The following is a 25,389-nucleotide window of genomic DNA, read 5'->3' as shown; positions in this document are numbered from 1 at the left end:
CGATAAGCAGCAGTGCCAAGAGTGCGGAGACGGCGATCGTACTGACGACGACCTTCGTTGCAGTGCTCATAGCGGGCAGTCGTCGGGCGACTCGCTTAAATCCATCTCTTGCGGCGCCTCGACGTGGATGGGGGTTGGGAAGGAGGGAGCGAAGAAAGCAGGGAGGAAGGCAAGGAGGCAGGGAGCGTCGCCTCGAGGCTACTCGTGGGCCGCCGAATTGTCCTGTGGCTCGTAGCCGAGCACCTCGCGAGCGCGGTCGATGGAGTAGTACTTGCGGTCGTTGTCGGAGATACCGTAGACGATTTCGTAATCGTAGTCAGCCTGGATCGCGCAATCGACGAGGTGCGCACAGTCGCGATAGGAGAGCCACATCGCCTGTCCGCGTTCGTAATCGATGGGCGGATGGCCTTTCGTCAGGTTCCCGATGCGGACACAGCAGACCGAGAGGCCGTACTCGTCGTAGTAGTACCGACCCAGGGTCTCGCCGGCGGCTTTCGAAACACCGTAGAGGTTGCCGGGCCGGGGGAGTTCCGAGCCGTCGAGTCGAAACTCGTCGTGTTCCCGGTAGAGGTCGGGTCGCCGAGCTTCGGTCTCGTAGGCCCCGACGGCGTGGTTCGAGGAGGCGAAGACGACGTTCTCGACACCGGCGTCGACCGCCGCCTCGAACACCGTCTGCGTGCCGTCGATGTTGTTGCGGAGGACGCTGTCCCAGGGGGCTTCCGGACGCGGGTCACCCGCGAGGTGGATCACCGTGTCGATTCCCTCCATGGCCTCCCGGACGGCCGTCTCGTCGGTGATGTCGGCCACGACAGTCTCCCCCGGGAGGTCGCCCGTCAGCGGATCCCGGTCGAGCAACCGCCACTCGTAGTCGTCGGCGAGTTCGTCGAGGATCGCGTCGCCGACGCGTCCTCCAGCCCCCGTGAGCAGGACCGTGTGCATTCACTCGAGTGGTAGGCGAGGGGTGATAAGAAACGTGCGGTTCGACGTCGGCGTGCTCGAGGCGGTGCGGTGTCGATTCGGAAACGGACGCCGGTCGGCGCTCGAGGTGGATTCGGTACGGCGACACTGGCGGCTCCTCGAGAATGATAGGGAAGCGATCTTCGTGAGGAGAACAGTGGAAGCAGGTAGCGGAGCAGTAACCGATGCATCGATCGCTGTCGCAAACAGGCTGCTGAACACGAAAAATGATGGGGAAATGACACACCCAGTACATATTTACTACGATGGAACAACCCGGGATTATGGAAATCGCTATTCTCTCCGACACGCACGTTCCTGATCAAGCTGAGCAGTTGCCCAATCAGTTCCGCGAGCACGTCCAGGAGGCCGACCACGTCGTTCACGCAGGGGACTTCGGTTCGAATCAGGCGCTCGCGAACGTGCGAGAACTCGCCGACGACCTCACGGCGGTCTACGGAAACGCCGACCCGGTCGGTATCGATCTTCCGGCAGTTGCGTCGGTCACGGTCAGCGGTGTGACGTTCGTCGTTTCACACGGGATAATCAACTTCGTCGAGCGGGCGGTGTCGAGTTCGGAGGGCGTCGTCTTCGACCGCGACGACTGGCTCGACGCCGTCGCCGATACGGCACGGGCGAGAGCTGACGCGGACGACGAAGTCGTCGGTATCGGCGGCCACAGCCACGAAGTCGAAGACGAGTATCACGACGGTGTTCGGGTGTTGAACCCGGGGAGTGCGACGGGCGTCGGCCCAGCCGATGGGACGGCAACGATGATGACTGTCGAGGTATCTGCGGGTGCTGTTGACGTAACGCTCCACGAGTCGCCGTGAACCGCCTCTAGGTCGAGCCCCGAGGTTTACCGTTGTAACGTCGACGTGGAGTATGGGACAGTTCCTGAGTCGACAGAGCCGGTCGAGATCAGGCTCACCGGATGACGAACCGATCACCCTCGCGGCGCTCGAGCACCGATCGCTCGCGCATGCTGACGACCCGTCCCGTCGGGATCGACTCGATTTGCGCCCGGGCGTCGACGCTCTCGAGCTGGCCGAGTAGCTGTGCCGACGGCGGTTTCTGGGCGGCCCCACAGTCGTAAATCGTGAGCAGACCCCGCTCGTCGGTGCCTCGCTCGTAGACGACGATGTGGGCGTGTTTCGGGAGGTGCCAGCGCTCGTCGGCTGCGGGACGGAGGTGATTCATACGCGAACGACGGACGGGAACGACAAAAATCGTGGTGACGCTGGCGGCGGGCTCCTGGTGGCCTTCGCGCTGGCGAACTCGAGACCCGTCATTGGGACTGTTGGAGACACGTACCGTAAAGTGCCGACTCCGTGGCGAGCGCTCGGCAGTGCATTGTTACGAGAGTCCCTATCAGTCGTCCGCGGTGTCAGTCGTCCGCGGCGGGTGACCGTTTCCCCACGTCAGCCTCGAGCAGGGGCGTCCCGTCGGCTTTCGGCCCGAGTTGTGGCCCAAACGGCGGGTCGTCGGGATCGATCACCCGCCGGGTTTCGTAATCGGTCGAGCGTTCGACCGGCACCCGGCCGATTGAGGTGATCAACTCGACGTAGTCGGCGAACGAGCGGAACTCGCCGTGTTCGCCGCCCGCGCGAGTCGTGATCTCCTCGGAGAGGATCGTCCCCATGAAGTCGTCGGCCCCGCAGGTGAGCATCTTCAGCCCGCCTTCGTCGCCGTACTTGACCCACGATGACTGGACGTGATTGACGTTGTCGAGAAAGAGCCGCGAGACAGCGATCATGAGTTCGTCCTCGTCCTGGCTGGCACCGCCGGAGACGACCCCGTGTTCGTACAGGGGCGTGTGCTGGTGGACGAACGAGAGCGGCACGAACTCGGTGATCGCGCCGTCGACGCGCTCCTGGAGCCGGCGGACGCGCTCGAGGTGCATCACGCGGTGGGCCTCGTTCTCGACGTGTCCGTACATGATCGTCGCCGTCAGCCCCAGACCGACGTTCGCCGCGGCCTCCATCGCCTCGAGCCAGTCGCCTGTGCGGATCTTCCCCGGGCAGATGACGTCGCGCACCTCGTCGACGAGGATTTCGGCGGCCGTCCCCGGCACGGTGTCGAGTCCGGCGTCCCGAAGGCGACGATACACCTCCTCGTACGACCAGTCGGTGCCTCGGCGGGCGTGGTAGCCCTCCTCTGGCGTCATCGAGTGGACGTGCACGCCGTCGACGCTCATCGCCTCGAGCTGGTCGGCGTAGGTGCCGGGATCGGTCTCGTAGCGCTCGGGCGGGATGTAGTTGACCGCCTTCGGATCGCGGGCCTCGAGGATCTCGCGGTGTTCGTCGTCCAGCGCGAACGCCGGGTGCAGGCCCGAAACCGAACAGACCTCGTAGATCCCCCGTTCGACGGCGTCGCTGACGATCTCGCGGGATTCGGCTGGCGTCTTCGTGAACCCCGCCGTCTCGGGGCCGTCGTAGTCGACCTCGAAGGTGTGGGCGGTGTCCTTGAAATTACAGAAGAGACAGCCGACGTTACACGCCGTCGTGACGTTGTTGTTCAGGTTTGCGACGAAGGTGACCTCGTCGCCGACGACCTCCCGTCGGCGCTGGTCGGCTGCCTCGAGTACCAGTTCCTTCCGGCGACGATCGATTCCCTCGCGGTCGGTGCCCGTGGTGAGCAACTCGATACCGTCCTCGACCGTCAGTCGGATGCCGTCTCGAGCCTTCTCGAGAGCGTTTTCGAACGACTGATCGGTCTCGGGACGGTGTTCGAACGCGAGGTCGTCGTCGGTCACCGGGGCGTCCATCGTGGAGACGATGTGGGTAGAAGGGGAAAAACGTGCTGAAAGGGGTCGGTTTCACCGACTGAACACACTCCGGGCGAACGGGAGACTGAACACCCTCCGAGCGAATCGGAGACCGCACAGAGGGCTCACTGGTGCGATGAGACGACGGCCGGGGACGAGATCCGGGCTCGAGCGGACGAGCGCGAAACTGCAACCTTCTTAGGCCGCGACAACGGCTTCTCGAATATGTATGGCGGCTCTGTGGTGACAGCCACACCAACGGCACCGACGACGAGTTCGCGTTCGAGGTGGCTCGCGTGACGAGCGTCAAGGAGTTCCGGATCGACGAGGCGGCCACCGCCGACGAACTGGGGCGGGGCGCGTTCATCTTCACCGACGAGTACTCCGTTTTCGACTGGGGGAAGATGCCCGACCAGATCCCTGACAAGGGCGCGAGCCTCTGTGCGATGGGCGCGTTCAACTTCGAACGCCTCGAGGCAGCGGGCATCTCGACGCACTACCGCGGCGTCGTCGAGGACGGCGACGTCCGCTCCCTCGCGGACGCTACCCGTCCACCCTTCGAGATGGCGATCGAACTGACGCAGGTGCCCGACCTGCCACACGAGGGGCGCACCTACGACTACGACGCCTACCACGCCGAGGCGGGCGAGAACTACCTGATCCCCCTCGAGATCATCTTCCGAAACCGCGTCCCTGTGGGCTCGAGCCTTCGTCGACGAACCGACCCCGCCGACCACGGCCTCGACCTCGAGAGCTGGCCCGAGGAGGCCGTCGACCTCGCGGAACCGATCGTCGAGTTCTCGACGAAGTACGAGAAGGGCGACCGGTATCTCGACCGCGATGAGGCCGACGCGATCGCCGGGAAAGCCGTCATCGACGACCTCGAGGAAGTCGCTCGTGGGGTCAACCGCGTGGTCACCGATCGGGCCGAAGAGGCCGGGCTGTCCCACGAGGACGGCAAGATCGAGTGTCTATACTACCGGGGAGAGATCCGCGTGGCCGACGTCGTCGGCACCTTCGACGAGAACCGCTTTAGCTACGAGGGCACGCAACTCTCGAAGGAGGTCATTCGGCAGTATCACAAGCGCACCCAGCCGGAGTGGGTGGAGGCCGTCTCGGACGCGAAGGCACAGGCCAAAGCCGAGGACGTCGCCGACTGGAAGTCCCTCTGTGATCGCGACCCGGCCTCGCTCGAGGAGGACGTCCTCGAGGTCGCCCGGTCGATGTACTGTGCGGGGGCGAACGCCTACATCGGCCGAGAGCTGTTCGATGCACCGCCGCTCTCGAGTGCGATCGGTGCCGTCAATCGGCTGTAAGCCGCCACCATCACGACGGCTGTCGCCAGGGGCGAGGTGCCCGGCGCGTCGCGGCCCCCGATCCGACCGCGGACGAACGAGACAGGTTATCAGTGAGTGTCGTTACCACACAACAATCACAATTAATAACGACGATAATCGAACAAAGTAACGCTCATATGGGTAGATTTCGTAGAAACGGATAGTCCACGATCACCATGCTGAGCTTCCTCACTACTGATCCAACGGTTATCGTCACCGTCATCTCGAGCATCGCCCTCCTGACGTTCATCAGCGTCATCACGTTCTTCGCCCTCGCCCCCGTCGTCTCCGACACGTGGGCCGAGCGTCTCAACGCCGCTACGCACACGGGATCGCTCGAACCCGACGTCCAGCACGGGGACTGATAGGGATCGTTTTGGTAACGTACTGCCGATTACCTGCCACAGGATTGGCGATCGGTGGGAAACCGTTACCCGGGGAACCGACGGGTTTTTGATTACCGCGCACCGGCCAGTGGCGTCTTTCCGTCGAACGACCGCGGTGTCGCGTCCTTTTTCCCTCCTGACGTGTAACTGCTCGGCATGACCGAGGCACGCGAGGCGTTTCTCGCCGGCGAGCGACTCGAGGACGTCGCGCTCTTTCTGGCGGAATCGTACGTCTCCGACGACCGACTCGCCGACTACGGCGAGACCGTCGAGGGAGGAGTTCTGATCGTCGTCGACGGCGAACGCGGCCGCAACGCGTTCAACGCCGCCACCGGCACGGACGCGATGGGCTTTGCTCGCCAGGCGATGGAACACGAGGGGATTATCGACGACGACCTGGCCGGCGGCACCTGTCCCGACAACCCCGATGAAGGCGACCACGCGGTACAATTCGTATTCGCTTTTGCCGAAGCTCAGAACGAGGACGTGGGCGGAGTGTACGGCGAGGGTGACGTGATCCACGCCTACGCCCGCTGCACCTGTGGAACGGCGTACTCCGATCGGTGGGTCGTCCAGGGGTAGCCCCTCGAGCGTCGCGTTCGTCCGGTGAGGGGCTCGATTGCGTCGCGTTCGTCCGGAGGCTCGAGCAGTGAGCCCGCCGTCAACGGGTTCACTCGGTCGGTTACCAGTGAAGTAACACACCTTTTTGTACGTCAGCACGGTAGCCACCGCCTATGAGCATCGATTCGTCGTACGAGACCGACACCAGTACCGGTCTCTCGAGCCGTGAATTTCGGGTTATTGGTGGCGCGACGGCGCTGATGGCGATCAACGTCGCCCTGATGTACGCCATCGTCGTCACGCCCCTCCAGGGCGTCAACGCCGTCCTCTTCCAGTATCCCATCGTCGGCGTCCTCATCTACGGGGCGGCCATCACGGGCGGGGAACTGATCGCCGAACGCGGCGTCACCGGCGGCGATTTCGGCATCGCGTTCATCGGTATGGTAATTCTCCAGCTCGCATTCGGCGTGTTCGGTGCCGGCGTCCTCAGCCTGGCTCCGCGAGCTCAACAGCCGACGATCCTCGGCGCGACGGCCATCGTCGTCGCCGTCGTGACCGCCGTCATCGCCACTTACGTCTACGCTCGGTCGAAGACGTTCGAGGGCTGGGGACGGTTCGCCACCTTCTCGTTCATCGGCGGCGTGATCGCCATCGCCATCGGGACGTTCGTCACGCCCGTGTTGCTCGTCGGGTTCGTCCTGATCTTCCTCGGCTTCCTGTTGCGACTCGGCTACGAAATCTGGCAGGTTCGCGACCAGCGAAACGCCTCCGTCGCCCTCCAGACCATCGGCGTCTACATCGCCGTTGCCGGGGTGTTCGTCCACGTCCTGCAACTCGTGTTACGGTACTTCCTCTCGAGGCAGTGATCGATCGAGACCCTCTTGCCATCTATCGCCGACTCAAAGAGTTATAACAGCTCGTTTATTAGGGGTAAATCGACGTTACATGGCCCTCACCACCCTCGTCGATGGCGCGCTCGCAGTCGCGATCGACTGGAGCGACGCCAGCGGGTTGGTGTTCTGGATAGCGTTTCTCGGCCCGTGGCTCGAGAGCTTCACGGGCTTCTTCGAAACCACCGATACCGACCGGTGGCCCCTGATCCCGTTTATCCTCGTGGGTTCGTATCTGCTGGCGCGGGCGATCACCTGGTGGAGTCGTCGGCGACTCGCCGAACCAGTAGCCGAGGGGTCGTCGTTCACTCGAGCCGTCTTCGAAGAGATTCACACGCCGGTCGCGATCACGGTCGGGCTTCTCGGCATCTACCTGAGCCTCGACGTGCTCAACGTACCCGATTCCGCTTCCGTCTTGCCGGGCACCATCGCAACCGTCGCAGTCGTCATCTGGGCACGTACCGCGATCCGGATCGGCAATCGCTGGATCGGGTACCTCAACGACGTCGGCGCGAGTTACGAGTTCGCGCCGATGTTCAAGAACCTGTGGACGATCGGGGTCGTCGTCGGGAGTCTCCTGTTGTTGCTCTCGATCTGGAACCTCGAGATCACGCCGTTTCTCGCGTCGGCGGGGATTCTGGGGATCGTCCTCGGCTTTGCCGCCCAGGACGCGATCAGCAACCTGATCGGTGGGGTCGCACTCTACTTCGACAACACGTACAAGATCGGCGACGTCATCCACGTCGACGACGAGATGCGGGGGACGGTCACCGATGTCGGTATTCGCTCAACGACGGTGCTCACGACCGACAACGTGCTCGTGACGGTGCCCAACTCCGTGCTCAACTCGACGCAGGTGGTCAACGAGACCGCCCCACAGCGTCACATTCGAATTCGCGTCCCGCTCTCGGCGGCCTACGGAACGGACTACCACGAAGTCGAGGAACTCGTACTCCAGGCGTGTGAAGACGCGCCACTGATTCGGGAGTCGCCCGTCCCGCGGGTGCTGTTCGACGAGTTCGGCGACTCGGCGCTCATCTTCGAATTGCAGGCGTTTATCTCCCACCCGCTGACGAAAAAACGGGCCATCGACCAGGTCAACCGCCGGGTGTACGACGCCTTCGACGATGCGGGGATCACGATTCCGTTCCCCCAGCGGGAACTCTCGTTTCTCGAGGACGGTGCCGAACACCGGTTCGACGAACACGCGAGTCTGGGCCCGCTACGAACGGATGACACATCCGAAGCCGAGACCACGCCAGGTGGCCAGCGTCGCCCCTACACCACCGACACGACAGCGGCCGCCGATCCGGAGCAAACAGCACCGACCGACCCCGACAAACGAGAGTGAGTCAGCACAGCCGTATCGTAACCCAGCGACCTACACAGGCCAGTGTGAGCATTGGGCCGGTTATCGATCCAGTAGTATCCAGTATCCTGCTCGAACCCGTCGCTCGAGGCGTCCGTATCAACCCAACACCAGAACTGACTGTCAGGGCTCGAGACGGAACCGAACCGTGCGAGCGCCGTCGAACCGCGGACCGAATCCCTGTCTGCCGAAGCCCAGCGAGGCGGCCGCATCCTCGACGGTGTCGTTATCAGTCGGGACGAGGACTTCGACGGCCATCCCCTCACATTCGGCGAATCGGACGGGTTCGGCCAGCAGCCGTTCGCAGGCGTCTTCGGTGCCGTCAATTTGGGTGACGTGAACGGTATCTCCCTGTACGTCGAAGCTGACGAAGCCGAGGAGATCCTCGGGGTTCGACTCGCCGTACTGTGAGGGCTGGCCGTCGTCGTCTGCCGCTCCGACGTCGGCGTTCGGATCGTGGGTGCCGTCCTCGGCGACGCGAACCGTCCGGTCGTGAACGAGGTTTCGCATGACGTCGGTGGGGGAGTCGGCGATGGACGCGAGCGCATCGGCGTCGGCTTCGAGGGCATCCCGTACGTTCATTGGTGTGTGGTATTGACTCGCACTACCATAAATCCAGCCGAAGATTGACGAACGTATAGGGGTTCAAACACATTCTTGTGCAGCGGGAGCAAACGACACGGTATGCCCACCGACTCCGCGGCCGACCGGCAGACGTGTGCGTTCTGTCAGCAGACGTGTCCGCTCGAGCCGCTCTCTATCGAGGAAGGCGGGACGACGCTGGCGTTTTGCTCACAGACTTGCCGAAACGCGCACGAGGACAACGGGGGAGCGGTTACCGGGAGCGAGGGCCACCGGAAGGTCAGACCCGGCGTCGCCGGTCTCGACGCCTGTCTCCCCCAGGGATTGCCGCGCAACTCGTTCGTCCTGTTGCTCGGAAACTCCGGCACCCGCGAGGAGGCCATCGAAGCCGAACTGGTCTGGCGCGCCCTCGAGCGCGGCGAACCCGCCGTCATCGTCGCGTTCACCGAGCCGCCGACCTCGGTGGTCGAAAACTTCCTCGCGATGGACTGGAACGTCCTGCCGTACCTCGAGCGCGACCAGCTACACATCGTCGACTGTTTCACCTACCGGATGGACGACCGCGAGCGCCTCTACGATCGGATGACCGCCTGGAACACGCACCTCCGTCGGGCGACCGAGCCCCAGACGACGGCCGTCAGAGATCCGAGCGACAGCTACGAGGTACAGAACGCCCTCGACAACTGCCTCGAGGCGCTCGAGATGGTCGAGACGGGACTGGTCGTCGTCGACTCGATCGCGGAGTTCGGCTCGCTCGTCCAGCCGGTACAGGCCTACGACTTCGTCAAAAACGTCAGAGCCGAAGTCTGTAAGGGGCGATTCGTCCCGATCATCGCCGGCGCGACCGTGGCTGGCGAGGCGGATTCGTTCCCGCGGAACCTCGATTACGTCGCCGACGGCGTCGTCGACCTAGCGCTCGACGGCTCTGTGATCGAGGACACACTCTTTCGACGGCTCCGCGTGCGAAAGCTTCGCGGCGTCCTCACGGTTTCGGAGTGGCACACCTACGAGTACACGAGCGGCCTCGGGATGGTGACGTTCGACCCGCTCGAGGAGGTGAAAGCGAACGCGAGCGACGGGGGCAAAGGGGAGCAAAAATCCGACGAGGGCAACGGGACGAAGAACGGTATCGAAACCGGCGAATCGAAGGACGTGAAGGGGGCGACCGTGCCCGGAGAAACCGCCTCGAGCGAGCCCGAAAACGAGCCGAAACAGGGGTAAAAATCGGACAGAGGGACACAGTTATTTGCTCGCTCTGGTAACGAGGGCACATGCGTGATGCCACCGCGACGCCGTCAGCCACCCGGGTGATTCGATGCGCGTCGTAGCCAAGTTCGGCGGCACCAGCCTCGGCAGCGGCGACCGGATCAATCGGGCCGCCGACTCCATCGCTGCCGCCGTCGCCGACGGCCACGAGATCGCCGTCGTCGCCAGCGCCATGGGATCGACCACCGACGACCTGCTCGAGGAGATCACCTTCGAGGCCGACGAGGCCGACCGCGCACAGATCGTTAGCATGGGCGAGCGTACCTCCGTCCGGATGCTCAAAGCCGCCCTCACCGCCCGCGGCGTCGACGCCGCCTTCTACGAACCGGGCAGCGAGGGGTGGCCCGTCATCACCGACGAGTTCGGTGAGGTCGACGTCGAGGAGACCAAACGCCGCGCGGCCGACCTCGCCGGCGACCTCGAGGGAACCGTCCCGGTCATCACCGGCTTCCTCGCCGAAGGCCCCGACGGCTCGGTGACCACGCTCGGTCGCGGCGGTTCCGACACGTCGGCGGTGATGCTCGGCAACTACATGGACGCCGACGAGGTCGTCATCGTGACCGACGTCGAAGGCGTGATGACCGGCGACCCCCGCGTCGTCGAGGGCGCACGAAACGTCGGGGAGATCTCCGTCGACGAGCTACGAAACCTCTCGTTCCGCGGGGCCGAAGTCGTCGCCCCCTCCGCGCTCTCTTATAAGCATGGTCAGCTCACCGTCCGCGTCGTCCACTACCAGCACGGCGACTTGCTCTCGGGCGGGACGAGCATCGAAGGGGAGTTCCAGAGCCTCGTCGACATGCGCGAGGAACCTCTGGCCTGTCTCACCGTCGCCGGGCGAGCGATTCGCAACAAGCCCGGCGTGTTCCAGTCGTTGTCGGCCGCTCTCGGCGAGAGCGACATCAACATCGACGCCGTCGCCAGCGGCCTCGACTCCGTGACGTTCTACGTCGACGAGGACGAGTCCGAGCGCGCCGAGAACATCCTCCACCGGGAGGTCATCGCCCGCAACGAACTCTCGAGCGTCACCGTCGACGCCCCCCTGGCCGTCGTTCGGGTGACCGGCGGCGAACTGCCGAACCAGCCAGGCGTCATCCAGGGCATCGTCGGCCCGCTCGCGGAAGCGCGCATCAACGTCCACGACCTCATCACCTCCGCGACCAGCGTCGCGCTCTTCGTCGACTGGAACGACCGCGAGCGCACGCTCGAGATCACCCAGGATCTGTTCTGATCGGATTCAAGACTCTGTTCTGATCGGGTTCCAGGATCGATTCTGTTCGGAACCCTTGCGACCCATACCCGATCGAGCCACCCCCGCTGTTCAATGGGCTCGACGGCGTAGTGTCGATATGGCCTATCAAACGACGATCGGCTGGTCGCTGTTCACCTCGGGTATCGTCACCCTCCTGCTGGTCTTCCTCCCCGGCGACTCACTGTGGTGGGGGCTCGGATTGCTCGCGCTCGGCATCGCTATCCTGTACGTACGGTGACGCACTCGAGCGTCGATTTCCCGGTGAGGCTCTCGAGCGTCGTTCCGAAGGTGCGTCCGTCGATTCAGCGAGCCCCTCGAGCGCGAACTGAGATCGAGAGCGACTCGAGTCCGAAAGCCCGCAGGTGCGTCGACGGTCGGTGTAGACCGAGGGCCGTACCGCTCGCCGGAATCGTACACCATTTACGGTTCGAAACAGTACGCATGCGCCAGTGAGTACCACGACCGACGACGAGACACCGTTCGACGCCTACCGTGACGAGGTCGACCGACCGCTCTGGCGGCTCTTTTTCGAGTACGGGCCAGGACGGCTCCACTGGTTCGCCATCGGCATGGTCGCGAACTTCATCGCCCAGATGTCCTCCCTCATCCCGCCGCTGATCCTTGGGGCGGCGATCGACGCCATTTTCGCCGGTGACGGCGCCTACTCGCTTCCGGTCGTCCCGAACGCGTGGCTGCCGGCGACGGAGATGGCGCAGTTCTGGTTTTCGGTGAGCGCCATCGCCGCTGCGTTCATCGCCGTCGGAATCGGCACCTGGATCTACGGCGTCTCCGCCAACCTGTTCGCCCACGAGGTGATGCACTCCGTCCGGGTCGACTGCTTCACCAAGATGCAGAACCTGGACATGACCTTCTTCGACGACAAACAGACCGGCGAGGTGATGGCCGTCCTCAACGACGACACTCGAAACCTCGAGATGTTCCTCGACAACGCGCTCGTCAACTCCCTGCGCTTGCTGGTGATGGTCGGCGGCATCACGGCCATTCTCTTCTTGCTCAACTGGCAACTGGCGTTCGTCACCCTCGTCGCCGTGCCCGCCATGTTCGTCTTCACCCTCTGGTTCATGCGGGTGGTCGAACCCCGCTACGTCCGCCAGCGCTCGGCGGTCGCGAGACTCAACACCCGCCTCGAGAACAGCATCTCGGGCGTCGGCCTGACGAAGACGACTAGCAGCGAAGAACACGAGGTCGGGCGCGTTCGAAAGGCCTCCAAACGGTTCTTCGACGATACGATGGCCGTCCTCAAACTCTCGTACCTCTACCGACCCGGGATGGAACTCCTCGCTGGCCTCGCGTTCGCCGCAACCTTCCTCGTCGGCGGCTGGTGGATTGCCATGGAAAGCGCCCCCGGCCCGATGACCGGCACCCTCCAGGTCGGGGAATTCGTCACCTTCCTCTTTCTGACGCAGTTCATCGTCGCGCCGCTGGCCGAGGTCTCGAACATCGTCGACCAGTACGAGAACGCGAAGGCCTCGAGCGAGCGCGTCTTCGGACTGATGGACATCCCCGTCTACGTCACCGACCCGGACGACCCCGTCGACCTCGAGCGCGTCGACGGTCGCGTCGAGTACGACGACGTCACCTTCAGCTACGCGACCGACGAGGCCCGAGCGCTGGGCAAGGACCTCGAGGGTGACGAGGAGCTCATCGTCGAGGACGTCTCTTTCGTCGCCGATCCGGGTGACACGGTCGCGCTCGTCGGCGCGACCGGCGCCGGCAAGTCGACGCTCCTCAAACTCCTGCTCCGTCTCTACGACGTCGATGACGGGGAGGTTCGCCTCGACGGCCACGACGTCCGCTCCTTACGGATCGACGACGTCCGTAGGGCCGTCGGCTACGTGAGCCAGGACACGTTCCTCTTCGACGGCACCATCGCGGACAATATCCGCTACGGCAACTTCGACGCGAGCGACGATGCGGTCGAAGAAGCTGCCAGAGCCGCCCAGGCCCACGCGTTCATCGAGGGCCTCGAGGACGGCTACGACACCCGCGTCGGCGAACGCGGGATCAAGCTCTCGGGCGGGCAGCGCCAGCGGGTGGCGCTCGCCCGAACGGTGTTGCAGGATCCCGAAATTCTGATCCTCGACGAGGCGACGAGCGCGGTCGACACGAAGACCGAATTCATGATCCAGCAGTCGATCGATCGACTCACCGAGGATCGTACCACGCTCGCCATCGCCCACCGCCTGTCGACAATCCGCGACGCCGACACCATCCTCGTCCTCGAAGACGGGCGAGTCGTCGAGCGCGGCGATCACGAGACGCTGCTCGCGGCCGACGGACGGTACGCGACCCTCTGGGAGGCCCAGGCGGGCAACCTCGACGAGGCGCTCGAGACCCTCGCCGATGGTGGCGAGAGCGGTCAGTAAGCATCGGCGAGGGCGGTCAGTGAAAGCTGTCGACGGCGCTCAGTGAGTGCCGGTGACGCCATCGATCGTCGCGCGAAGCGTAAACGCCCGATCCTCGTCGTCGCCCGGCTCGAGATAGCCGACGGCGAATCCGGTGTAGGCGTGCGCTCGCTCGAGATCCACGTCGAACGAGGCGACCGTCGTCGCAGCGTCGCCGGTCGGACGGACGTCGAGGGTGTAGCTGGCGGCCGGAATCGACACGTAGTGGGTGGTATCACCGAACGCCAGGTTCTCGACGATCGGCCGGTCGCCGTCGTTCGCGTAGAGGTCGACCGCCGGCGCGTCGGGCGCGGCGTGGACGGCCCGGAGCAACACCGAACCGTCGTCGATCAGGACGTGCGTCCGGAGGGTGCCGGCCTCGAGCGAGCCGATTGCCGCGATGGTGTAGAACGCGCGGCCGAGCCAGAGGTCGCGCTCGAAGGCGACGGTCTCCTCGTCGCCAGCGGGTCTGATCGTGACCGTGTACGTCCCCGGCTCGAGCTCGAGGTACGGCGTCAGCGTCTCGTACTCCAGCTCCGAAACGATGCGGTCGCCGTCGACGTAGATGTCGACGGCCGGGGCGTCGGGAGAGAAGTGAGCGACGCGGACGGCCGTAAGTGGTGCCTGCCGGTCGCCGGGCATCCCCTCGTCGGCAGTATCGTCTCCGTTCGTCTCCGAGTCAGGGGTATCACCGTCGACACCTTCGTCGGCTTCACTGTCGGCACCTTCGTCATCATCGCCGTCGTCGCGTTCGTCGTCGTCGTGTTCACCGCGTGCATACACGCTGCTGGCAATGGTCACGCCAGTCGCCGGGTCGGCGGCTGTAAGCGGTCGTCTGGAAGCAGTCATGATACGGGGAACGTCGGCGGATCGAACGCATAAAGCACTGCGTCAGTTACCCTGACTCTCAGCGCGTAGACCCTGTCTACGACGGTCTCGAGCACGGGAGTGTCACGGTAAGGTGATCCTACAGCTGTCGGGAGAAACGCGTCATCTATCACCGTTCGTGACTCTCATCGAGTAATGGTTAAATTCCCGTGAGTATGTGAGAAATATATTGGTGCTGGCCTCCGTAGTCGATTACTATGCGCCGGAGAGGCTATCTGGTGGGGCTCGGAACCGGCGTCGGCGTGCTCGTGTCGATCACTGGTGGAACGACGGCCACCACGGACGACCTGTCGGTAGAGATCGTCGAGACGAACGATCCCGTCCAGGCGGGCGAGTTCCTCAACGTCGTCGCCGAGGTATCGAATACGACCAGCGAAACAATCGAGGTCGAGGCACAGTGTCTCATTGGCGGCGAGTCGATCGGCGGACGCTGGCAGGTGACCCTCGAGGGCGGAGCCACGCGACCGCTCGAGTTCAGTCACCTGACCTACCCGGTCAGACAGGACGTCGAGTTCCCCGTCCGCATCGCCGCGGGGGACACCGTCGACGAACGCACCGTCTCGGTGACCGGCATCGACGACCTGGCGGACGACCGGGTTCGACCCGGCTCGCAGGTATCGGTCACGCCTGGGACGACCGTTACCTTCGAGGTCGAACCCGACGAAGACGGCGGCTACGGTGGCCTGACACACTGGTATCTCGACGACGACTACTCCGGGTGGTCGATGGGGCCCTGGAACGCCGAGTACTTCGGCTGGACGGGGCGAGACTACTGGCAGTACACCTTCGAGGAGCCCGGGACGTACGCGATCAGAGCAAGCGTCGTCGGCGAGGAGCAAAACGCGACCGCCGGGTGGACGGTCGAGGTCGACGCCGCGGCCACCGACGGGCCCGAAATCGACGGCGTCTCGCCAGCGCCGGGCACGCTCGAGGCCACCGCCGGCGAAAGCGTGGAATTGCGCGCCGACGTGAGCGATCCGGCCGGTGCACTCGAGCACGTCGTCTGGTGGCTCGGCCACGCCGACCGCGTCCTCGACGTCACGCCTGTCTCGGGCGACAGCGATACCGCGACCCTCGAGGTCGACGGGGCCGTCCTCTGTCACGGCTGTCCGATCCAGCTCTGGGTCGCCGGCAGCGGGGGCGCCACGGCGAGGGTCACTCCGTGGACAGTGACGAAGACGGACGGCGGCCCCCTGCAGGCGTCGATCACGGAGACCAACGCCCCCGTCGCCGCAGGCGAGTTCCTCGAGGTCGACGTCGATCTCGAGAACACCGGCACCGGGTCGGCCACGCGGGAAGTCGAACTGATCGTCGGCGACGAGACGGTCGATTCCCTGACGGTGACCGTCGACGGCGGCGAGATGGACGCCGTCACGCTGGGCTACGAGACCTATCCCGTTAGACGGAACGTCGAGTTCCCCGTCTGGGTTTCGACCGGTGACGACACCGACGAACGAACCGTCTCGGTTGTCGCCGACGGCGTCGCCGATCTCGACGTCAGGATGCTCGAGACTAATGCGCCCGTCCTCGCGGGCGAGACACTCTCCACCGTGGCCGACGTCGAGAACACCGGGACAGCGTCGGTGAGCCAGCCCGTCCACCTCGTCGCGGGCGACCGCGTGGCCTCGAAACAGGTCGAACTCGGGCCTGGCGACGTCGAGACGGTCGAACTCGGCTACGAGACGTATCCGGTGCGGAAAAACGTCGAGTTCCCCCTCTCCGTCGAGACCGACGGCGCCTGTGACCGACGGCTGGTGCGGGTGTTCGCCGAGCAACTGCCCTCGCTCTCGCCGACGGTCAGCGCGGTCAACGACCCCGTCGACGCTGGCGAGTGGCTCGAGGTGACCGTCGACCTCGAGAACCTGCGCGCGACCGACGTCACCGAGGACGTGTCGTTGCTCGTCGGCGGGGAGACCCTCGAGAGCGAGTCGGTGACGGTGGCCGGCGACGGCACCCAGACGGTTACGCTGGGCTACGAGACGTATCCGGTCAGGCGCGACGTTTCGTTCCCGATCGCTATCGAGGTCGATGGCGAGCGCGACACGCGAACGGTCGAGGTACGCGGGCTGGAGACGGACGATGGGGACGGTGATGAGGATGAAGATGGAGACGATGACGACCGCGACCTCGAGGTCGACTTCGTCGATTGCTCGCGCGTCGAGATCACCGGCAGCTTCGAGGACGGCGACACTATCTCGGCACACACCGTATTCAACACCGATCACGGCGTCGGCACCACGACCGGCGAGGATCTCATCGCCATCGGCGACCACGTCCCCGCGCCGTTCTCCGGTACCATCGTCTTCGAGATCGGCGACGAGCGCGGCGTCTCCGGGGACGACTCGAGCGCGACGGTCACCGTCAACGACTACGGCGAACTCGGCACGGCCATCACCGGGATCAGCGACCCGAGCGCGATGGGGGCTTCGACCACCCACTCGAACCCGCACGACTGTAGTGGTGCGATCGATCCTGAAGTGCCGAGCCTCGAGGTGCAGTCGGTCTCGGACGACGACGACGGCCACGACGTGACGTTCGGCTACACCAACCCGAACGACGTGTCCATCGTGGTAGGGAGTTCGTTCACCGACGGGACGGCCGACCAGTCACCGCCGAACGAACTCACCAGCGGCAGCGACTCGTTCACGGTGCACTGGACGCCCCAGGATGGGGACGAACGCCTCGAGTGGACGATCGACCTCTCGGCGTTCGGTGATCTGGAACCAGTGCAGGTTGCGACGGAGCCAGCGAGTGCGTACGGGGAGGACGATGACGACGATCCCGATCCGGAGGCGGGGCTGAACGTCTCCATCGCGGAGGTGCTCGACGGCGTCACCGGGGGCGAGTATCTCGAAGTGCAGGTTTCGCTTGGTAACGGCCACGACCACGAGGTGACCGATACGATCGAGCTGGTCGACTCCGGTGGAACCGTCCTCGACAGCGCCGAGTGGACGCTCGTCGGTGAGTCCACGGAGTACACCGCCTTCGGCTGGGAAACTCACCCCGTCGAGACCGATCAGACGTTTTCGGTGACGGTGCGCTCGAGTACTGACAGCGACAGCACCGAGGTGACCGTCCTCGGGACGGGAGACGACGGTGATGACGGCGAGAACGACGAAGACGCCGAGGAAACCAACGATACCGACGATACCGACGGCACCGAAGACGCCGACGATACCGACGATACCGACGGCAACGATAACTCCGGTGAGAGTTGAAAACGACGACCAGACCCCGTCATCTCACCGACCGGATCACAGCACTCATATCCCCGTCTCAAGCGGGCAACGCCTCGAGCTACCTCGCTCTCGCTCTTCTTCTCACCCCCGAGAACGTCCTCACCCTCGAGGTACCACTTCGCGTTCGCTCGAGAACGTAAACTCGAGTGCGCTCGACGGCGCGAGCGACCCCCAGCAGGACGGGCTCCGTTTCGGTTCCGTCGAAAACGACGGCGACGGTCAGCCGAAGCGTCGGGTATCGACGGCTATGGAACAGGGTGTATAAAACTATACTTTTTATAGTTCAATCCGCTCGAAGGCGTGACCAGCATAGCGACGACGAATGCTGTCGGCGAGTGAGCGCAAAGAGACGGTCGAACACCGAACCCCTGACAAACTCGTTAGTACGCAGGGGTGACGCTCAAAAAGGGACGAATCGGTGTTACTCGTCGATCTCGAGTTCGAACTGCTCGTTTTCGGTGACGGCGTTGAGCACGACGCTCGTGTTCGACTCCTTGATGTCGGGGTCGGTGAGCAGCGCCTTGATCTGGTCGTTCATCCCGTCGGTGTCTCTGAACTTGCCGACGGCGATCACGTCGTAGTCCCCGGTAACCTCGTACACCGAGATCATCTGACGGTGTTCTTTCAGTGTCTCGGTGATATCCGGCAGCGCGTTCCCTTCGACTTTCAGTTGAATCACGGCCGTAACGTCGTACTCGAGGGCGTCGTAGTTCACACGCGGGGTGTAGCCCTGGATGACACCCTCTTCTTCGAGAGCCGAGAGGTGATTCGAGACGGTCGTGACGGAGACGTCGAGTTCCTCGGCGAGGCTGCGGAGACTGGCCCGACCGTCGCCCAGAAGTGCATTCACCAACTTTGCGTCGAGATTTTCGTACGTCATCACGTTCACCAACTCCCCCCACCCATTAGAACTTTACGAATATCCAGTTTCAAACCAGGCAGGGCAGATTTGCTCAGAACAGCAGGATTTTAGTAGTAGACATCGTTGGGTAGAACGACGAGAAGATGACAAGCGGAAATCTCACTTCGACCGAGCAAGCAGTTCTGGACGAAATCGAGGCAAAAGACGTCGACTTCCTTCGCCTCCAGTTTACCGACATTCTGGGTGTCGTAAAGAACGTCGCGGTACCGGCACGGCAGGCCGAGAAGGCGTTTACCGAGGGGATCTACTTCGACGGTTCCTCGATCGAAGGCTTCGTGCGTATCCAGGAGTCGGACATGCGTCTCGTGCCCGACCCCGACACGTTCGCAATCTTGCCGTGGAGACAGAGCCACGAGAGCGCCTCCGCCCGGATGATCTGTGACGTTTACAACACCTCGAGCGGCGAACCGTTCAAAGGCGACCCGCGCTACATCCTGAAACGCGCTCTCGAGCGCGCGAACGAGATGGGGTACACGGTCAACGCCGCCCCCGAGCCGGAGTTCTTCCTGTTCGAGGAGGACGAATCGGGTCGTGCAACGACGGAAACGAACGACGCCGGCGGCTACTTCGACCTCGCGCCGAAAGACCTCGCGAGCGACGTCCGCCGAGACATCATCTACGGCCTCGAGAACATGGGCTTCGAGATCGAAGCCAGCCACCACGAGGTCGCCGAAGGCCAACACGAGATCAACTTCGAGTACGATGACGCGCTCACCACCGCCGACAACGTCGGTACCTTCCGGACGGTCGTTCGCGCCATCGCGGCCGAACACGGCTATCACGCGACGTTCATGCCGAAGCCGATCCCGCGGGTCAACGGCTCGGGCATGCACACCCACATCTCGCTGTTCACCAAGGACGGCGAGAACGCCTTCCACGACGACGACGACGAGTTCAACCTCTCGAGCAGCGCCAAATCGTTCCTCGCAGGAGTTCTCGAGCACGCCCCGGCGATCACGGCCATCGCGAACCCGACGGTCAACAGCTACAAGCGCCTGGTACCCGGCTACGAGGCCCCGGTGTACGTCGCCTGGTCTGACCGCAATCGCTCGGCGCTCATCCGCAGACCGGCGGCCCGCGTGCCCGCTGCCTCGCGTATCGAACTCCGTTCGCCCGACCCGTCGTGTAACCCCTACCTCGCGCTCGCCGTCATGATCCACGCCGGTCTCGACGGCATCGAGCAGAACCTCGAGGCACCCGACCCGGTTCGAGAGAACATCTACGACTTCGACGAGGCGAAACGCGAGGAGTACGGCATCGACACGCTCCCGACGAACCTCGGCGAAGCCGTCGAGGCACTCGAGGCGGACGAAGCAATCTTCAGCGCGCTGGGCGAACACGTCGGGCCGAAGTTCGTCGAGGCGAAGAAACAGGAGTACAACGAGTACCTGATCGAGGTCTCCGAGTGGGAGATCGAGAAGTACCTCGAGACGTTCTAACGGCTAACTGACGGCCTCAGATCGGCGGTTTCACGCCAACGTTCTTCGTTGCCAGTTCAGTTGCGGCCCGTTTTTCACACCATACCACGTGTGGCCCTCGTCCACACCATACCACGAGTGTTGCCCTCGAGTCGGTATCGTGAGCGATGACGCTCGATGAGAGGATCAAAAAGCGACTCGGTAGCGAGAAGAATCGGCGACGTCGCGCTTACTCGAGGTGGATCGCCGGCCGGAACGGCCGGGCCTGGCTCGCCTTGCCGGCGGGGTCGACCGGATCCGCGTCCTCGGCGTAGATCTCGACGTCGGCGTCGAACTCGCGAGCGAAGAAGTCAACGGCCTCCTCGTAGACCCCGACCTCGTCGATGCCAGCGAGGGTCGCGAGTGTGTCGTCGTCGCGCTCGCGAACGAACGAAACGAGGTCGCCGACGAGGTCGTTGACGGCGTTGCCCTTCTCCCGTAGTGCCTCGTTTTGCATGACCTGCCCCATCACCGCGCCCTGGTTCGGGCCGGTTTCGACCACCGTATCGAACACCTCGCGCTTCCAGTCGGCCGCCGCGTAGATCCGGATCGTCTCCGGATCGGTGTCGGTGACGTCGACGATGTCGTGAACGTCCTCGACCAGGTCTTTCACCAGCCCCTCTTCGGCCAGCACGCTCGCTTCCTCGAACTCGGGCACCGGTTCGGGCCACGGGACGTCCTCGGCCGGTTCGCCCGTCAGGCGCTCGTGGAGTTCGTTCGCCACGAACGGGACGAACGGCGCCAGCAACCGCAGGCGCGTCTCGAGTACCGTCCGGAGCGTCCAGCGCGCCCCCGGCCGCTCGAGGTCGGCACGACGGCGGTACCACTTGAGGTGCTCCTCGAAGCGGTAGAAGGCCGTCTGGCTGGCTTTTCGGGTTTCGAAGCGCTCCATGGCAGTGGTGACCGCCCGAACCGTCTCCTGCAGTCGAGCCAGCAGCCAGCGGTCGACCTGCTCGAGTTCCCTGGCCCCGTCGTCTCCCTCGACTAGCTCGACGGAACGATTCCAGAACCGCTCGAGCTGGTCGCGCGTCGAACCGACCTCCTCGGCGCGCCAGTCGTAGTCCTGCCACGGCTCGGAGCTGTTGAGCAGGAAGAATCGAACCGTGTCCGCCCCGTAGCGGTCGATGGCCTCGCCGGGCAACACGACGTGGCCCTTCGAGGAACTCATCTTCTCACCCTCGAGCAGCCCCATGCCCATGATGGTGATCCCCTCGGGCCACTTGGGCTGGTCGAACAGTTCGGCGTGGTGGTAGAGGAAGAAGGTCAGGTGATTCGAGATGAGGTCGTTGGCCGAACAGCGGTAGTCGATGGGGTACCAGTAGTCCCACTCCTCGCGCAGTTCCAGCGCGGTCTCGTTGTCGCCCTCGCCCAGGAGCAAGGTGTCGAAGAACTCCCGAGTGAGCGCTTCTTCGGGAACCTCCTGGAGCCGGTGGGCGACCGTGTAGTACGACATGTAGATCGTCGAGTCGCTCAGCGGCTCGATGATGAAGTCCTCGTCCCACGGCAGCGGCGTGCCGAGTCCGTAGTTTCGAATACAGGGCCACTCCTGCAGCCAGTCGACAGTGTGGTCGTACTGCTCACGGGTGTTCGACGGAATCGCGTCCAGGTTCGCGACTGCCTCCTTCGTTTTCGCCTTCCAGTCCTCGTCGTTGTAGCGAAGGAACCAGGTGTCCTGATAGGAGACGACGACCTTGCCGCCGGCTCGAGAGATCACGGGTTCAGGGAAGTCGTACATCGCATCGAAGGCTCCCTGGGACTGGAAGTGGGCTTTCAGTTCGTCGCGAACGTCCTCGACGACCGCACCGCCGTACTCGCCGTACTCGTCGTTCAGTTCACCCTGGTGGAATTCGCGGTTGTACACCTCCTGGGTGACGTCCTTCAGGGCGGGGTCGTCCGAGGCGTCGATCCCCGCGGATTCGACGGCATCCTTCGCGGGAACCTCACCGTAGCCCTCGACGGAGAGGATCGGGACGGGTTCGATGTCGGCGACGACGTCGGCGTCGAGGCCGTAGGCCTCGAGTCGGTCGGTGTCGGCCGTAGCCTCCTGCAACGCCAGGTAGTCGTCGGGACTGTGAGCAGGGACGGACATGACGACGCCCGACCCGCTGTCGGTGTCGACGAAGTCGGCCGGAAGGATCAGTACCTCGTCGCCCGTCACCGGATTCGTGACCGTCTCGCCGACGTATTCCTCGCCGTGAACCTCGCGTTCGACCGCGACGTCGTGCGCCTGATACTCGAGTTTCTCGGCGGCTTCGACCGAGACGACCCAGCGCTCACCGTCCACGTCGGCTTCGACGTACTCGCCGGCAGGGTCGACGTACGCGTTGGTGACCCCGCGAACCGTCTCGGGGCGCAGCGTCGCCATCGGGAAAGTCGTGCCGTCGCCCTCGAATTTGACGAGCGTGTACTCCTGGTACTCGACGTCCTCGCCCTCGAGTAAGTCGTGCGTCGTGACGGGGTTCTCCTGTTCGGTACAGAACTTGACCGGGTGGAGGCCCTTCTCGAGCAGGCCACGCTCTTTGAGCGTCTCGTACTGCCAGGTGATAAAGCGCTGGTAGCGCTCGTCGGTCGTCGTAAACTCGCGTCGCCAGTCGATCGAGAGGCCGAGCTGGCGCATTCCCGTCTTGTAGCTGCAGTCGGCTTCCTCGATGAAATACCGGGCATACCCCATCGGCGTCTCGAGGTTTTTCAGATCCGACTCGGGAACGCCAAAGGCGTTTTGCAGGCTGTCGATCTGGCTCTCGTCGCCCTTCTTCAGGCGTTCGACCGCGCCGACGATTGGCGTCCCGGTGACGTGCCAGGCGATCGGAAAGAGGACGTTGTCGCCCTGCTGGCGACGGTAGCGGGCGTACACGTCGGGGACGGTGTACGTTCGTGCGTGACCGATGTGCATCCCGCCGCTCGGGTACGGATATGGCACCGTCACGAACGTCGACTCGTCCGGATCTCTGCCGTCGGGGTCGGCCTCGTAGCGCCCCGTCTCGGCCCACCGCTCGCGCCAGCGGGCCTCGAGTTCCTGTGGGTCGTAGCTCATGGATGCCTCTTGTCGTGGGGTAGATAAAAGGACTCCCACATTGACTGACGGATCTGTTTCAACGCAGCGGCGTGTGTCGAACGGAACCCTCAATCGGATTCAACAGCGGATCCCAACCCACGGCACGTTCGTACCGTCACTCCACCCCCTCGAGCAACTCGACCGTCGACCGGATCGTCACCGGCGAGACGTCGGCAACGTTGGCTGCCCCGGCCTGGGTGATGGGATCGGGATCGAGACATCGCGAGGCGTGATACAGACAGCCAGCGGCGACGCCACCGGGGTGTCGGCCGCCGATCTGCCCGTCCTCGAGCAGCCGAGTCACGTGGCCGTGGGCCCGTCGCTCGATATCCGCGTCTACCTCGAGTTTCGAGGAGAATCGCGGCAGATACTGGGTCGGATCGATTGGTCCGATCGGCAACCCAAGTTCGCGATTGAGCGCCCTGTAGGCGGCTTTGAGTTCGGCTTCGGTCGCCTGTGCAACGCCGACGATTTCGTCGATCGTCCGTGGCAGCGACTGGACGCGACAGGTTGCATACACCGAGCCGGCATCGAACCCTTCGAGCGAGCGGCCCTGAAGCAGGTTTTCGCGCTGTGCCGACTTAAAGAGCGAACACGCCTGCTCGCGAACGGCGGTTGGTAGCGAGAGGCGAGTCTGTACGCGATGGATTTCGATGAACCCGTGTACCTGATTTCGATCGGCTTTCGTTGGGATGTGCGCCCGGTTGTGCTCCCGTCTGAGTCGGTGGAATCGGCGGCGTTTGCGGCCAGTGAGCCGGGTGCTCGAGCGGTAGCCAATTTCCGTCGAGAGCCCACGGTCGTGACGCGAGCGCGTCAGCGGTGCTCCTGTTCGTCGTCTCGACTCGTCTTCGTCTCCGAAGGATCGCCACTCCGGCCCCCGATCGATCGTTTCCTCCACACACGAGCCCGCAGTCTTCACAGAGCGTCTCGATCTCGCACGTCCGCAACCGACCGTCACATTCGGGACAGCGTGTACCTGCTGCGTCTTTCGCCATCACCCATTATTTCTAATTTAATTGTATTTAAATAATCAAGATATTATCTGTATTGGAAGTTAGTGAGTCGAGAGCGTCGGGACTCGATCGGTTCGGAATTGATAGAGAGAGACAGGTGTTGCATCCGTTCACAACGCACCGTTTCGCTACCCGTCGCGAGACGGATCTGGTTCCGGCTGGGTGACGAACTCGAGTACCTCCTCGGTCGTCACCTCGAGCCCCTGCCGCCGGAAGAAGGCAGCGACGTTCTTGCAGTCGCGCTCGAGGAAGTCGCGACTGTTGGGGTGGTGGACGGTCACCGCCTGGCCGAGGTCGATGACGACGAGCTGGCCCTCGTGGAAGACGACGTTGTACTCGCTGAGGTCGCCGTGGATCAGCCCGGCCGAATAGAGTCGACGCATATACTCCCGGAGGACTTCGTAGGCCGTCTGGGGGTTTTCGATGTGAACTTCCCCGAGACGTTTCGCCCGGCCGTCCTCGTTGCCGATGTACTCCATCACGAGCACGTTACGCTCGGTGGCGATGGGTTCCGGCACGCGGAGGCCCGCTTTTCGGGCCCGCTCGAGGTTCGCCAGTTCCTTTTTCACCCAGGCGAGGACGACGTCCTTCTTCTTTCCGCCCAGCCCCTCGAACCGGGGATCCCCCTCGAGGTAGTCGCGCATCTGGCGGAAGTTCGAGGCGTTGATCCGGTAGACCTTGACGGCGACCTCGCGGTCGTCGCCGAGGGCGTGGTAGACGTTGGCCTCCTTGCCAGTCGAGATGGGGCCGCCGAAGGCTTCGACGTGGCCGTCCTGGACGAGTTTGTAGAGGGCGGCGAAGGTGGCGTCGTCGAACACCGACTGCTCGACTTTGAACTGGTCGGCGTCCTTGATCCGTTTCTCGAATTGCTCGAACTCGCGGTCGCGCTTTCTGGCGATCCGGTCGGCTTCCGTGTCGGTGACGTCGATCTCCTCCCACTCGTCACCGGGGGTGTCCGCTTCCTCGAGGTCGACCAGTCCGAACTCCGATGGCATCTACTCGAGAGTAGGCGCCCAGACGGGTAAAACCGTGGGTACTGCATCGCT

At 63.9% G+C, this 25,389-nt stretch carries 20 protein-coding genes and 1 pseudogene; 12 read left to right on the top strand and 9 right to left on the bottom strand.

Annotated elements, in window-relative coordinates; genetic code table 11:
- Positions 1 to 198: 198 nt before the first annotated feature.
- Positions 199 to 939 (bottom strand): NAD-dependent glucose-6-phosphate dehydrogenase Azf, encoded by a 741-nt coding sequence (azf, locus tag NGM68_RS09575; protein WP_252697863.1) that lies wholly within the window; start codon positions 937 to 939, stop codon positions 199 to 201.
- A gap of 302 nt (positions 940 to 1,241) precedes the next feature.
- Here azf and NGM68_RS09570 point away from each other — a divergent pair, with 302 nt between their 5' ends.
- Positions 1,242 to 1,790 carry a metallophosphoesterase family protein gene (locus tag NGM68_RS09570; protein WP_252697862.1) on the top strand — a complete coding sequence of 183 codons (549 nt, stop codon included), beginning with the start codon at positions 1,242 to 1,244 and terminating at the stop codon, positions 1,788 to 1,790.
- Positions 1,791 to 1,884: 94 nt separating this feature from the next.
- Here the strand turns inward: NGM68_RS09570 and NGM68_RS09565 are convergent, their stop codons facing one another.
- Together NGM68_RS09565 and cofH are read right to left on the bottom strand one after the other, a co-directional pair.
- Complete coding sequence (locus NGM68_RS09565; protein ID WP_252697861.1) at positions 1,885 to 2,157, bottom strand: hypothetical protein; 273 nt, start codon at positions 2,155 to 2,157, stop codon at positions 1,885 to 1,887.
- A 187-nt stretch (positions 2,158 to 2,344) separates the two neighbouring features.
- On the bottom strand, positions 2,345 to 3,724 hold the full coding sequence (gene cofH, locus NGM68_RS09560) for a 7,8-didemethyl-8-hydroxy-5-deazariboflavin synthase subunit CofH (RefSeq protein ID WP_252697860.1): 1,380 nt from the start codon (positions 3,722 to 3,724) through the stop codon (positions 2,345 to 2,347).
- A gap of 296 nt (positions 3,725 to 4,020) precedes the next feature.
- Here cofH and NGM68_RS09555 point away from each other — a divergent pair, with 296 nt between their 5' ends.
- The 5 genes from NGM68_RS09555 (at position 4,021) to NGM68_RS09535 (ending at position 8,249) form a co-directional block, all read left to right on the top strand.
- The gene (locus tag NGM68_RS09555) at positions 4,021 to 5,040 is read left to right on the top strand and encodes a phosphoribosylaminoimidazolesuccinocarboxamide synthase (protein ID WP_252697859.1); all 1,020 of its coding nucleotides are present in this window, start codon (positions 4,021 to 4,023) and stop codon (positions 5,038 to 5,040) included.
- Positions 5,041 to 5,237: 197 nt separating this feature from the next.
- Positions 5,238 to 5,426: a hypothetical protein gene (locus tag NGM68_RS09550; RefSeq protein WP_252697858.1), complete on the top strand. Its 189-nt coding sequence runs from the start codon at positions 5,238 to 5,240 to the stop codon at positions 5,424 to 5,426.
- Between the two features lie 177 nt (positions 5,427 to 5,603).
- Complete coding sequence (locus tag NGM68_RS09545; protein WP_252697857.1) at positions 5,604 to 6,029, top strand: DUF5807 family protein; 426 nt, start codon at positions 5,604 to 5,606, stop codon at positions 6,027 to 6,029.
- A 152-nt stretch (positions 6,030 to 6,181) separates the two neighbouring features.
- Positions 6,182 to 6,874 (top strand): hypothetical protein, encoded by a 693-nt coding sequence (locus NGM68_RS09540; RefSeq protein WP_252697856.1) that lies wholly within the window; start codon positions 6,182 to 6,184, stop codon positions 6,872 to 6,874.
- A 79-nt stretch (positions 6,875 to 6,953) separates the two neighbouring features.
- Positions 6,954 to 8,249, top strand: a complete 1,296-nt coding sequence (locus tag NGM68_RS09535; RefSeq protein ID WP_252697855.1) for a mechanosensitive ion channel family protein — start codon at positions 6,954 to 6,956, stop codon at positions 8,247 to 8,249.
- 141 nt (positions 8,250 to 8,390) lie between these two features.
- Here the strand turns inward: NGM68_RS09535 and NGM68_RS09530 are convergent, their stop codons facing one another.
- Positions 8,391 to 8,849 carry a hypothetical protein gene (locus NGM68_RS09530; protein ID WP_252697854.1) on the bottom strand — a complete coding sequence of 153 codons (459 nt, stop codon included), beginning with the start codon at positions 8,847 to 8,849 and terminating at the stop codon, positions 8,391 to 8,393.
- Between the two features lie 102 nt (positions 8,850 to 8,951).
- Here NGM68_RS09530 and NGM68_RS09525 point away from each other — a divergent pair, with 102 nt between their 5' ends.
- The 4 genes from NGM68_RS09525 (at position 8,952) to NGM68_RS09510 (ending at position 13,751) form a co-directional block, all read left to right on the top strand.
- Positions 8,952 to 10,070, top strand: coding sequence for an ATPase domain-containing protein (locus tag NGM68_RS09525; RefSeq protein WP_252697853.1), 1,119 nt, complete (start codon positions 8,952 to 8,954; stop codon positions 10,068 to 10,070).
- 94 nt (positions 10,071 to 10,164) lie between these two features.
- Positions 10,165 to 11,343 (top strand): aspartate kinase, encoded by a 1,179-nt coding sequence (locus tag NGM68_RS09520; RefSeq protein WP_252697852.1) that lies wholly within the window; start codon positions 10,165 to 10,167, stop codon positions 11,341 to 11,343.
- A gap of 118 nt (positions 11,344 to 11,461) precedes the next feature.
- Positions 11,462 to 11,602 carry a hypothetical protein gene (locus tag NGM68_RS09515; RefSeq protein ID WP_252697851.1) on the top strand — a complete coding sequence of 47 codons (141 nt, stop codon included), beginning with the start codon at positions 11,462 to 11,464 and terminating at the stop codon, positions 11,600 to 11,602.
- Between the two features lie 211 nt (positions 11,603 to 11,813).
- On the top strand, positions 11,814 to 13,751 hold the full coding sequence (locus tag NGM68_RS09510) for an ABC transporter ATP-binding protein (RefSeq protein WP_252697850.1): 1,938 nt from the start codon (positions 11,814 to 11,816) through the stop codon (positions 13,749 to 13,751).
- Positions 13,752 to 13,790: 39 nt separating this feature from the next.
- Here the strand turns inward: NGM68_RS09510 and NGM68_RS09505 are convergent, their stop codons facing one another.
- Positions 13,791 to 14,618 carry a DUF4397 domain-containing protein gene (locus NGM68_RS09505; RefSeq protein WP_252697849.1) on the bottom strand — a complete coding sequence of 276 codons (828 nt, stop codon included), beginning with the start codon at positions 14,616 to 14,618 and terminating at the stop codon, positions 13,791 to 13,793.
- 236 nt (positions 14,619 to 14,854) lie between these two features.
- Here NGM68_RS09505 and NGM68_RS09500 point away from each other — a divergent pair, with 236 nt between their 5' ends.
- Positions 14,855 to 17,875, top strand: coding sequence for an RHS repeat domain-containing protein (locus NGM68_RS09500; RefSeq protein ID WP_252697848.1), 3,021 nt, complete (start codon positions 14,855 to 14,857; stop codon positions 17,873 to 17,875).
- A gap of 442 nt (positions 17,876 to 18,317) precedes the next feature.
- Here the strand turns inward: NGM68_RS09500 and lrp are convergent, their stop codons facing one another.
- The gene (lrp, locus tag NGM68_RS09495; protein WP_484549493.1) at positions 18,318 to 18,779 is read right to left on the bottom strand and encodes an HTH-type transcriptional regulator Lrp; all 462 of its coding nucleotides are present in this window, start codon (positions 18,777 to 18,779) and stop codon (positions 18,318 to 18,320) included.
- A gap of 122 nt (positions 18,780 to 18,901) precedes the next feature.
- On the opposite strand from lrp, the gene glnA reads away from it, so the two are divergent.
- Positions 18,902 to 20,257: a type I glutamate--ammonia ligase gene (glnA, locus tag NGM68_RS09490; RefSeq protein ID WP_252697846.1), complete on the top strand. Its 1,356-nt coding sequence runs from the start codon at positions 18,902 to 18,904 to the stop codon at positions 20,255 to 20,257.
- 208 nt (positions 20,258 to 20,465) lie between these two features.
- Here the strand turns inward: glnA and leuS are convergent, their stop codons facing one another.
- The 3 genes and pseudogenes from leuS to rio1 form a co-directional block, all read right to left on the bottom strand.
- Positions 20,466 to 23,309, bottom strand: coding sequence for a leucine--tRNA ligase (gene leuS, locus NGM68_RS09485; RefSeq protein ID WP_252697845.1), 2,844 nt, complete (start codon positions 23,307 to 23,309; stop codon positions 20,466 to 20,468).
- Positions 23,310 to 23,445: 136 nt separating this feature from the next.
- Positions 23,446 to 24,325 (bottom strand): annotated as a pseudogene (locus NGM68_RS09480) (transcription initiation factor IIB).
- A 146-nt stretch (positions 24,326 to 24,471) separates the two neighbouring features.
- A complete protein-coding gene (gene rio1 / locus NGM68_RS09475; protein WP_252697844.1) occupies positions 24,472 to 25,338 on the bottom strand; it encodes a serine/threonine-protein kinase Rio1 in 867 nt (288 codons plus the stop codon).
- Positions 25,339 to 25,389: the final 51 nt, after the last annotated feature.

The sequence above is a fragment of the Natronosalvus vescus genome (assembly GCF_023973145.1).
In the GTDB taxonomy this organism is placed as follows: Archaea; Halobacteriota; Halobacteria; order Halobacteriales; family Natrialbaceae; genus Natronosalvus; species Natronosalvus vescus.
The sequence above is the reverse complement of the archived record's forward strand: the minus strand, read 5'-3'. Positions and strand labels throughout refer to the sequence as shown.

Excerpts from the sequence above, each read along its gene's own strand:
- leuS (WP_252697845.1), bottom strand. The coding sequence starts at position 23,309 with ATGAGCTACGACCCACAGGAACTCGAGGCCCGCTGGCGCGAGCGGTGG.
- azf (WP_252697863.1), bottom strand. The coding sequence starts at position 939 with ATGCACACGGTCCTGCTCACGGGGGCTGGAGGACGCGTCGGCGACGCG.
- glnA (WP_252697846.1), top strand. The coding sequence starts at position 18,902 with ATGACAAGCGGAAATCTCACTTCGACCGAGCAAGCAGTTCTGGACGAA.
- NGM68_RS09540 (WP_252697856.1), top strand. The coding sequence starts at position 6,182 with ATGAGCATCGATTCGTCGTACGAGACCGACACCAGTACCGGTCTCTCG.
- NGM68_RS09515 (WP_252697851.1), top strand. The coding sequence starts at position 11,462 with ATGGCCTATCAAACGACGATCGGCTGGTCGCTGTTCACCTCGGGTATC.
- NGM68_RS09530 (WP_252697854.1), bottom strand. The coding sequence starts at position 8,849 with ATGAACGTACGGGATGCCCTCGAAGCCGACGCCGATGCGCTCGCGTCC.
- NGM68_RS09535 (WP_252697855.1), top strand. The coding sequence starts at position 6,954 with ATGGCCCTCACCACCCTCGTCGATGGCGCGCTCGCAGTCGCGATCGAC.
- NGM68_RS09500 (WP_252697848.1), top strand. The coding sequence starts at position 14,855 with ATGCGCCGGAGAGGCTATCTGGTGGGGCTCGGAACCGGCGTCGGCGTG.
- NGM68_RS09520 (WP_252697852.1), top strand. The coding sequence starts at position 10,165 with ATGCGCGTCGTAGCCAAGTTCGGCGGCACCAGCCTCGGCAGCGGCGAC.
- NGM68_RS09525 (WP_252697853.1), top strand. The coding sequence starts at position 8,952 with ATGCCCACCGACTCCGCGGCCGACCGGCAGACGTGTGCGTTCTGTCAG.
- NGM68_RS09565 (WP_252697861.1), bottom strand. The coding sequence starts at position 2,157 with ATGAATCACCTCCGTCCCGCAGCCGACGAGCGCTGGCACCTCCCGAAA.
- NGM68_RS09505 (WP_252697849.1), bottom strand. The coding sequence starts at position 14,618 with ATGACTGCTTCCAGACGACCGCTTACAGCCGCCGACCCGGCGACTGGC.
- cofH (WP_252697860.1), bottom strand. The coding sequence starts at position 3,724 with ATGGACGCCCCGGTGACCGACGACGACCTCGCGTTCGAACACCGTCCC.
- NGM68_RS09545 (WP_252697857.1), top strand. The coding sequence starts at position 5,604 with ATGACCGAGGCACGCGAGGCGTTTCTCGCCGGCGAGCGACTCGAGGAC.
- rio1 (WP_252697844.1), bottom strand. The coding sequence starts at position 25,338 with ATGCCATCGGAGTTCGGACTGGTCGACCTCGAGGAAGCGGACACCCCC.
- NGM68_RS09570 (WP_252697862.1), top strand. The coding sequence starts at position 1,242 with ATGGAAATCGCTATTCTCTCCGACACGCACGTTCCTGATCAAGCTGAG.
- NGM68_RS09550 (WP_252697858.1), top strand. The coding sequence starts at position 5,238 with ATGCTGAGCTTCCTCACTACTGATCCAACGGTTATCGTCACCGTCATC.